General features: G+C 73.3%; 9 protein-coding genes. 4 read left to right on the plus strand and 5 right to left on the minus strand.

Annotation, left to right across the window (positions count from 1 at the left end; genetic code table 11):
- The 3 genes from AB0J68_RS20210 to hisC form a co-directional block, all read left to right on the plus strand.
- Positions 1 to 680: RDD family protein (locus tag AB0J68_RS20210; RefSeq protein WP_363939894.1), on the plus strand; the 680-nt coding region annotated here is incomplete at its 5' end.
- 67 nt (positions 681 to 747) lie between these two features.
- A complete protein-coding gene (locus AB0J68_RS20215; protein WP_363939896.1) occupies positions 748 to 1,755 on the plus strand; it encodes an RDD family protein in 1,008 nt (335 codons plus the stop codon).
- Complete coding sequence (gene hisC, locus AB0J68_RS20220; protein WP_354857425.1) at positions 1,752 to 2,855, plus strand: histidinol-phosphate transaminase; 1,104 nt, start codon at positions 1,752 to 1,754, stop codon at positions 2,853 to 2,855. The genes AB0J68_RS20215 and hisC overlap by 4 nt, the downstream gene beginning before the upstream one ends.
- 53 nt (positions 2,856 to 2,908) lie before the next feature.
- Here hisC and AB0J68_RS20225 read toward each other — a convergent pair whose 3' ends face one another.
- From AB0J68_RS20225 to AB0J68_RS20245, 5 genes are all read right to left on the minus strand, one after another.
- A complete protein-coding gene (locus AB0J68_RS20225) occupies positions 2,909 to 4,168 on the minus strand; it encodes a PQQ-binding-like beta-propeller repeat protein (protein ID WP_363939898.1) in 1,260 nt (419 codons plus the stop codon).
- A gap of 85 nt (positions 4,169 to 4,253) precedes the next feature.
- Positions 4,254 to 4,736, minus strand: coding sequence for an SRPBCC family protein (locus AB0J68_RS20230; RefSeq protein ID WP_354857430.1), 483 nt, complete (start codon positions 4,734 to 4,736; stop codon positions 4,254 to 4,256).
- Between the two features lie 140 nt (positions 4,737 to 4,876).
- Positions 4,877 to 5,086 (minus strand): DUF397 domain-containing protein, encoded by a 210-nt coding sequence (locus AB0J68_RS20235; RefSeq protein WP_354857433.1) that lies wholly within the window; start codon positions 5,084 to 5,086, stop codon positions 4,877 to 4,879.
- 354 nt (positions 5,087 to 5,440) lie between these two features.
- Entirely contained in the window at positions 5,441 to 6,637 is a 1,197-nt protein-coding gene (gene fahA, locus AB0J68_RS20240; protein WP_363939901.1) for a fumarylacetoacetase, read from the minus strand.
- Positions 6,634 to 7,503 carry a hypothetical protein gene (locus AB0J68_RS20245; RefSeq protein ID WP_354857439.1) on the minus strand — a complete coding sequence of 290 codons (870 nt, stop codon included), beginning with the start codon at positions 7,501 to 7,503 and terminating at the stop codon, positions 6,634 to 6,636. Before AB0J68_RS20245 ends, fahA begins: the two co-directional genes overlap by 4 nt.
- Before the next feature lie 94 nt (positions 7,504 to 7,597).
- Here AB0J68_RS20245 and AB0J68_RS20250 point away from each other — a divergent pair, with 94 nt between their 5' ends.
- Positions 7,598 to 8,764 (plus strand): homogentisate 1,2-dioxygenase domain-containing protein, encoded by a 1,167-nt coding sequence (locus AB0J68_RS20250; protein ID WP_363939903.1) that lies wholly within the window; start codon positions 7,598 to 7,600, stop codon positions 8,762 to 8,764.
- Positions 8,765 to 8,833: the final 69 nt, after the last annotated feature.

Consider the following 8,833-nt stretch of genomic DNA (forward strand, 5'->3'; position numbering starts at 1 on the left):
GCGGCGGCGCGACGCCGCCGCCCGGACAGATCCCCCAGGGGTACGCCGTGCCACCGCACCACGCCCCACCCGGGTACGCCGTGCCGCCGCAGTACGCGCCGCTCGGCTACGGCCCACCGCCGTGGTATCCCGGCCCTCCCCGGCCGATGGCCCCGCCGCCGACGCTGAGCCCGGGTGGGCAGCCGCTCGCCAGTTTCAGCGACCGGCTGCTGGCCGGCCTGATCGACTGCGCGGTCTTCATGGTGGTCGGCCTGGTGTTCACCGTGCCCGCGATGATCTACTTCTTCGTCGTCATCGCGCCGGACCTCTTCCAGGTCGCGTCGGACGGCACCATGGCGGAGCCGGATTTCTACCACGACCTCGTGCTGCCCCTGCTGTGGCTGGACCTCGCGATCATCGCCGCTTCGCTCGTGCTCTCGTACGTGTACTACGTCGAGATGATGTTCCGGACCGGCCAGACCCTCGGCAAGAAGATCATGAAGTTGCGGGTCGTGCCGCTCGATCCGACCCGCACCCTCGACCGCTGGACCGCCGCCAAGCGGTACCTGGTGCAGCAACTCGCCGGCCTGGTGCCCGGGGGCAGTTACCTCGACGGGTTCTGGCAGCTCTGGGACAAGCCCTGGCAGCAGTGCCTCCACGACAAGGCCGCCGAAACGATCGTCGTTAAGGTGGCCTCGTGAGCGAGCAAACCAGCAGGCCCAGCAGCGTGGCGCCGCACGCCGACGCGCAGCGAAGCGGAGCGTCGGCGTGAGCGTGCAACCCGGCTGGTATGTCGACCCCGCCGACACCGAGACCCGGCGGTACTGGGACGGCGAGGGTTGGCTCGGCGCGCCCATTCCCGTCGACGCCACCCCGCCGGACGGACCGCCGCCGGCCGAGCCGCCGCCCGCACCGGTCACCCCGGCCGCACCTGCCGCTGCCCACCCGGTGACCGCGCCGGGCTGGCCTCCGCACTCCGGGCCGGCCCCGCAACCCGGGCACGGTCCGCAGGCCGCCCCGGGGTGGGGCCCGCAGGCCGGCCCGCCCGGCTGGGCGCCACCGGGCACGCCGCCCGGCTGGACGCCGCATGGCGGTCCTCCCGGCTGGACGCCGCAGGGCGTGCCGCCCGGGTGGGCCCCGCCCGGCGGTCCCCCCGGCTGGCTCGGCCGACCGCCCGAGCCTCGGCCGCACGGGCTCAGGTTGGCCGGTTACGGCCGCCGGCTCGTCGCCCGGCTGATCGACTTCGGTCTCGTGTTCGCACTGAATGTGCTGGTCAACGGCTGGTTCGTCTGGCGGTGGCTGGACGAGCTGATGCCATACTGGCGGGAGGCGTTCCGGCGCGGCATGGAGGGGAACACCTCCACCGAGGGGATGCCACCCATCAGCGAGCAGACCGGGCTCCTCCAGGTGGTGATCGTGGTGATCGCCACCGCGCTGTGGCTGGCGTACGAGGTGCCCGCCATGGCGGCCAACGGGCAGACCATCGGCAAACGGGTGATGCGGATCAAGGCGGTCCCGATCGCCGCCGACCAGCCGTTGGGCTTCGGCCGGGCGCTGACCCGGTGGACGACACTGGGCCTGCCCACCCTGCTCTGGTACTGCGCCGGGCTCGGCCTGCTGCTGCAACTGGTCGACTCCCTGTCCCCGCTCTTCGACCACCCGCTGCGCCGGGCGCTGCACGACAAGCGCGCGCAGACGGTGGTCGTCGAGGTCCCCGCCACCGCCACTTCCCCCGCCCCAGACGACCACCCCCAGCCCTCGGGAGACACCCCATGACCGACTCCGGACGTCACGAGCCCGCGCTGCGACTGACCCGCGCCGACCTGGACGCGCTGCCGAACTACGTGCCGGGGCGCAGCCCTGCCGACCTGGCGCGCGAGCTGGGTCTGCCGGAGGCCATCAAGCTGGCCAGCAACGAGGTGCCGTACGGGCCGCTGCCGGGTGTGGTCGAGGCGGTCACCGAGGCGGTCATGGCCTCACACCGCTACCCGGACATGGGCGTGGTCGCGCTGCGCGACGCGTTGGCACAGCGCTACGGCGTGGACGCGGACCGGATCGCCACCGGCTGCGGGTCGGTGGCGCTCGCCGAGCACCTCGTCCGGGCCACCTGCCTGCCGGGTGACGAGGTGCTCTACTCGTGGCGGTCGTTCGAGGCGTACCCGATCATCGCGGCGACCAGCGGCGCGACCAGCGTGCGGGTGCCCAACGACGCCGGGCACGGGCACGACCTGGCGGCCATGGCGGCGGCGGTGACCGACCGGACCCGGATGATCCTGGTCTGCAACCCGAACAACCCCACCGGCACTGCGGTACGCCGGGCCGAGCTGGACCGGTTCCTCGACGCGGTGCCGGACGACGTGCTGGTGGTCATCGACGAGGCGTACCGGGAGTTCGTCACCGACGCCGAGGTGCCGGACGGTCTCGACTACCTGGACCGGCCGAACGTCGCGGTGCTGCGCACCCTGTCCAAGGCGTGGGGTCTGGCCGGGCTGCGGATCGGCTGGCTGGTCGCCCAGCCGGTGGTGGCGGCGGCCATCCGCAAGGTGGTCACGCCGTTCTCCACGAGCACGGCCGCCCAGGCGGGCGCGCTCGCGGCGCTGACCCAGGCCGGCGAGATGGAGCGACGCTGCGCGCTGGTCGTCGCCGAGCGGGACCGGGTCACCGAGGCGCTGCGCAAGTTCGTGCCCGACGTGCCGACCAGCCAGGCCAACTTCGTCTGGCTGCCGCTGGGCGACCGGGCCGTGGCCTTCGGCAAGGCGTGCGAGGCGCGCGGGGTGATCGTCCGACCGTTCGCCGGGGACGGCGTCCGGGTCACCATCGGCACTCCGGCCGAGAACGACGCGTTCCTGGCCGCCGCGGAGGCGGCGCTTACCTGAGCGGACGGAGTATGACCAACCAGTGACACAAGGTTGGTCAGTCGGTGCCCCGATCAGGTGGCGGCCAGGATCACCGCTTCGGAGGTCAGGTAGTAGCGCTGGTCGTCGCCGTTCGGGTCGACCGGCTCGCGCAGCCGTTCCACCGCGACGTAGCCGTCCTCGGCCCAGACCGCCCCGGGCGCCCAGCCCGTGCCGTCCGAGCCCACGTTGAGCGTGTAGCGGGAGAGCAGCACACCGGTCACCGGGTCGAGTGTCACCAGCTCGTTGGCCTCGGTCAGCAGATGCGCCCGGCCGGGCTGCACCGCGAGCACCCGCGCCGGTCCCAGGCCGGCGAAACGCCACAGCTCGGCGCCCGTTCGCGCCGATCGGCCCACCGCCGCCCCGTCGACGACGGCGACGGCCTGGTCACCGGCCAGTGTGGCCCCGGCCGGGTCCAGCGCGGGCGCGGCCAGCGGCCCGCCGTCGCCCAGCAGCCAGCCGCGGCCACCGGCGTCCCCGGGGCCGGCCGTCCGCAGGCCCAGGCAGCCCGACCGGCCGGTACGACAACCGAGCGGGGTGACCACCAGCCGATCCGGGCCGCCCGGCGGTCGCCAACGCTCACCCACCACGCCCGTCGCGGCATCCCGGAACTCGATCGTGGCCGGCCCGGCGCAGGTGTCCAGGCCGATCAACTGCCCGGTCGTCGTGGTGCCGAGGTCGCTGCGGCAGGCGCCGGGCAGATCGGCTCGCCACAGTTCCCGGCCGCCGGCCACCTCCACCCCGCGGGCCTGCGTGTCCCCGGTGACCGTCAGCACCGTCCGGCCGTCCGCGAGGTCGGTGAGGAGGAGCCCGCGCGCGTCCCAGACCGTGGCGGCCCCGGTCCGCCGGATCACCGCCGCGCTCGCGGCGGGCACCGGGCCGTCGGCCCGCCACCGCACCCGCCCGGTGGACGCGTCGAGCGCGACGAGCCGGCCGTCGGACCAGCGACTGATCACGGTGCTGCCGCTCGCCACCACCCCGGTCAGCTCCGCCGGCCAGCGCCGGTACGACCAGTAGGGCGTGGTCCGGTGCCGCCCGTCGACCGGTCGGTCGGCGTAGACCTGGCGGTGGGCGGCGTACACCCGCAGTCTTCCGTCCACGATCAACGGGGCGACCGGCAGCCGACCGACCACACCGGCGGGCGGTCGGGGCGCGGCCGGATATGCGCCGCGCGCCGGTGTGCTCACCTCGGCCGGCGCGAGCACCCGGTGGACGACGACCGCGACGGCTGCCACGGCGAGCAGCACCACCGCCACCGCCAGCACGAGCCGTCGCCGGCCCCTCGGGAACCCCATGCCGCACCTCCGCCCGGCACCCTACCCAGCGCAACCGACCGGACCCCGGCCAGGTTGGACGGGCCGCGGTGCGCGGGTGAGCGGGTCAGGCCGCCTCGACCGAGCCGAGGGTGCCGGCCGCGACGGCCAGGTCGGCGAGATCACGCCGGAGCGCCACCTCGACCGCCCGAGCGGCGAGGCCACCGAGCAGCAGGGCCACCACCCGGCCGTACGGATCGGTGGGCACCGCTTCCTGGGTGACCGTTATCGCCGTGCGGGCGCGGCGGCGACGCCGGACCGGCCGCAGGCTCCAGGTGATCCGGTAGTCCGCGCCGGCACCGGAGGAACAGAGCACCAGCCGCTGCGGCGCGAACGCCTCCACCACCAGGAACTCCTCGGTGAGTGTGCCGCCGCCCGGCTGGGCGCGTGCCTCACGCCAGGCGGTGCCCGGCCCGAACGGGCCCGGGGTCAGCACCTCGACCGGGCCGGCCGCGGTCAGCCGGGTGGCCCGGCCGGGCAGGTCGGTCAGCAGACGCCAGACATCGACAGCGTGCGCCTCGATGAAACCGGTAACCGCCACCGTCGACATGCCGCCCTCCCGTGTCGTCGACGGTACGCGCGGTGAGCGCCGGACGAGGCCCCCGGACGGAATTTTCACCAACCGGAGGCCCCGCTGTCCGTTTCGGCGGTCGCCTGGCACCGATCGTCGACCGGCGCCCGGCGTACCGGTCAGCGGTCGAAGCGACCACCCCTGATCGCGCCGATGAACGCTGTCCACCCCGGCGGGCTGATGGCCAGCGTGGGGCCGGCCTGGTCCTTGGAGTCGCGGAGAGCGACCAGACCGAGGACGTCGACCAGGTTGTCCGCCACCTCCACGCAGAGCCCTTGGTCGTTGGAGCGGCTGCTGGTGCGCCAGAGCGCTCCGGTGAGATCGTGCATCGTCGTTACCTCCGTGTGCGTCGGGATGCCCCACCACCCGCGGCCGGGCGAGATCCGGCCGTACGGGTGGCGGGGCGACATGATCCGCGTGACCAACGGGGTAACCAGGGTTGGTGATCGCACAGACGGTGCGATCACGAGTCTCATCGATGATGGCCCGACGGGCAGGCGCTCAGACGGCTCCGAAGCGGGCCGAGGTGAACCAGCGGACCCTTTGCTCTGCTTCAACGGACGCAACAGCGAGCGGCCCCAGGTGTTGCGTGGAGTGAAGCAGAGCAAAGGAAGCCGAGGGCGAGCCAGGTGGCAGGCGCGCCGGGCGCGGGCCCGCGGGACGGGCCGGCTCAGCGGGCCGGCTCAGCGGGCCGGGCGGACCGTTCCGGTGACCTCACCGAGGGCGATGGTGGTGCCGTCCGGGCCGGGCGCGGTGGCGGTGATGGTGACGGTGTCGCCGTCGGCGAGGAAGGTACGACTCTCGGTGCCGACCTTCGCGGGCTCGGCCCCGCCCCACGTCAGCTCCAGGAAGGAGCCGACCTGGGAACGGTCCGGGCCGGAGACGGTGCCCGAGGCGTACAGGTCGCCGGTCCGCAGGGACGCGCCGTTGACGGTGAGGTGCGCCAACTGCTGGGCCGGGGTCCAGTACATGCTGGCGAACGGCGGTTCGCTGACCCGTTCGCCGTTCCACTCGACCGCCAGCCGCAGGTCGAGCCCCAGGTGCGGCACGTCGCGCAGGTAGTCGACGACCGGCGGGTCCTGCTCCGGAGCCGGCACGAAGGCGTCGGCCAGCGCGTCCAACGGCGTCACCCAGGCCGAGACCGAGGTGGCGAAGGACTTGCCGAGGAACGGACCGAGCGGCTGGTACTCCCACGCCTGGATGTCGCGGGCCGACCAGTCGTTGACCAGCACCACCCCGAAGACGTGGTCGGCGAAGTCGTCGACGGACACCCGGGCGCCCAGCGGGCTGGGCACACCGACCACGAAGCCGACCTCGGCCTCGATGTCGAGGCGTACCGACGGGCCGGTGACCGGACCCTCGGCGGACGCCCGCTGGCCGGTGGGCCGGGTCACCGGCGTGCCGGAGACGACGACGGTGCCGGCCCGTCCGTGGTAGCCGATCGGCAGGTGCTTCCAGTTGGGCAGCAGCGGCGGCTGACCGGGGCGGAAGATCTGCCCGACGTTCGAGGCGTGGTGCTCCGAGGAGTAGAAGTCGACGTAGTCGGCCACCTCGAACGGAAGCAGCAGCTCCACGTCGGCCAGGGGCACCAGCAGCGGTTCGACCGCCGGCCGGTGCGTCGGGTCGGTCAGCAGCTCGACGATCCGCTGACGCACCGCCGTCCACTGCGGACGGCCCAGCGCCAGGAAGTCGTTGAGGGTCGGCCGGCACAGCGCGCCAGCTGCCAGCACCAGCTCGGCGGTCTCGGCACCGGCCAGGTCGAACACCCACGACCCGATCCGTACGCCGATCCGTGGCCGGCCCCCACCCGAGGAGAACACCCCGTACGGCAGGTTCGTCACCCCGTACGGTGAACCGTCAACGCCGGTCACCCAGGTCATGCGTCGTGCCCCCCGTTCACCAGCCCCAGCCGGATCAGATCGGTAAGTGGTTCCAGGATGCTGCACGAGCCGAAGCCGACCCACAGTGGGCGCGGCGCGTCCAGCCGTTCGTTGGCGCGTTCGAGCAGCGGGCGCGGGTCGAGCGCGGTCAGCAGCTCGGCGACCACCCGCGCGCTCGCGCCGTCGGCGGCGGCGAGCGTCGCGGCCAGCACGTTGGCGTACCCGTGGTGGGTGAACCCGGTCTCCGGGTCGAGGTGACGCACGGCCTGGTGCAGCCCTGCGGTGAGCTTGAACGGCAGGTCCCGGTCCCGGCACGCGCAGATCACCGCGGCCAGCTCGGCCGGGGTGGGGAACAGCTCGGCGGCCAACCCGCCGGTGCGGAACTTCGCGGCGATCGGGACACCGTCGGCGCGGGAGGCGGCGATCGCGTCCAGCGCGCCCATCAGCCCGAAGGTCAACGGAAGCTCGGCGTACACGGCCTCGACGTCCGGCAGGTCCTCGGTCAGCCGCAGCAGCTCGGCGATGCCGGGCAGCGGGTTCTCGCCCCGCTTGGCGACGGCCACCTCGACCTGGCGTGCGGTCACGCCGTCGGGTGCCAGGAACGACAGCGCGAAGGGCAGAGGACCGATCCCGGTGTCACCGATCAGCCCGATCACCAGGCCCTCGGCCGGGTCGACGAGACCGTTCAGCTCGCCGGCCGCGACGGTCGAGGCGGGAACGAGCAGCGGGCCCACCAGGTCGGCGTACCAGGCGGCGCGGTGCCGGCGGTGGGCGGTCAGGGCGTCGGGCAGCGCGGCGCTGCCCGGAGGGAAGACGGCGGCGTCGTCCACCAGGCCGTCGAGGAGCGCGGGCACCTGCGTTGACACGGAACAAGAATGTACGGGACGCTACAAGGAACGGACAACAGCGTCCGATTATCGGACGCCTTCGGCCGGTGAACGGGATATATCGGGAGGCGAGATGCCGTACTACCGCAGCGTCGGCGACGTGCCGCGCAAGCGCCACACCCAGTTCCGCCAGCCCGACGGCAGCCTCTACGCCGAGGAGCTGATGGGTCAGGAGGGCTTCTCCTCCGACTCGTCCCTGCTCTACCACCGGCACGCCCCCACGGCGATCCTGGCCGCCGACGAGTTCACCCCGCCGACGTTCACCCGGGCGCCGAACCTGCCGCTCAAGCCGCGCCACCTGCGCACCCACAAGCTCGACGCGGGCGGCGCCGACCCGATCCTCGGCCGGCAGTACCTGCTCGCCAACGACGACGTCCGCATCGGGTACGTGCTCGCCGACCGGCCCTCCCCGCTGTTCCGCGACGCCACCGGCGACCACTGCCTCTACGTCGAGGCGGGCACCCTGCGGGTCGAGTCGCCATTCGGGGCGCTGGACGCGGTCGCCGGCGACTACGTCATCATCCCCACCTCGACCATCCACCGGCTGGTGCCCACCGGCGACCAGCCCGTGCGGCTGCTCACCGTCGAGGCGGCCGGGCACATCGGCCCGCCCAAGCGCTACCTCTCCGTCCGCGGCCAGTTCCTGGAGCACTCGCCGTACTGCGAGCGCGACGTCCGCGGCCCGGACGCCCCGCTGCTCGTCGACGGCGAGGAGGTCGAGGTGCTGGTCCGCCACCGTCGTGGCTGGACCCGCTACGTGTACGCCAACCACCCGTTCGACGTGGTCGGCTGGGACGGGCACCTCTACCCGTGGGCGTTCTCCATCCACGACTTCGAGCCGATCACCGGCCGCATCCACCAGCCCCCGCCCGTGCACCAGACCTTCCAGGGCCCCAACTTCGTCATCTGCTCGTTCGTGCCCCGCAAGGTCGACTACCACCCGGACTCGATCCCGGTGCCGTACAACCACCACAACGTCGACTCCGACGAGATGCTCTTCTACACCGGCGGGAACTACGAGGCCCGACGCGGCTCCGGCATCGAGCAGGGCTCCATCTCACTGCACCCGTCCGGCTTCACCCACGGCCCCCAGCCGGGTGCCGCCGAACGCTCCATCGGCGCGGACTACTTCGACGAGTTGGCCGTCATGGTGGACACCTTCCGGCCCCTCGACCTGTGCGACGGGGCGCGCGCCTGCGAGGACGAGGGGTACGCCTGGACTTGGGCGCGTTCTGTTTAGTCGCTGTTGGGGGTTTTCGCCGGAGCCCGCCCGCGTCGGGATCAAGCCTGACCGCCCAGAGCGGGCGGG

This window comes from Micromonospora sp. NPDC049580 (assembly GCF_040675595.1).
GTDB lineage: Bacteria > Actinomycetota > Actinomycetes > Mycobacteriales > Micromonosporaceae > Micromonospora.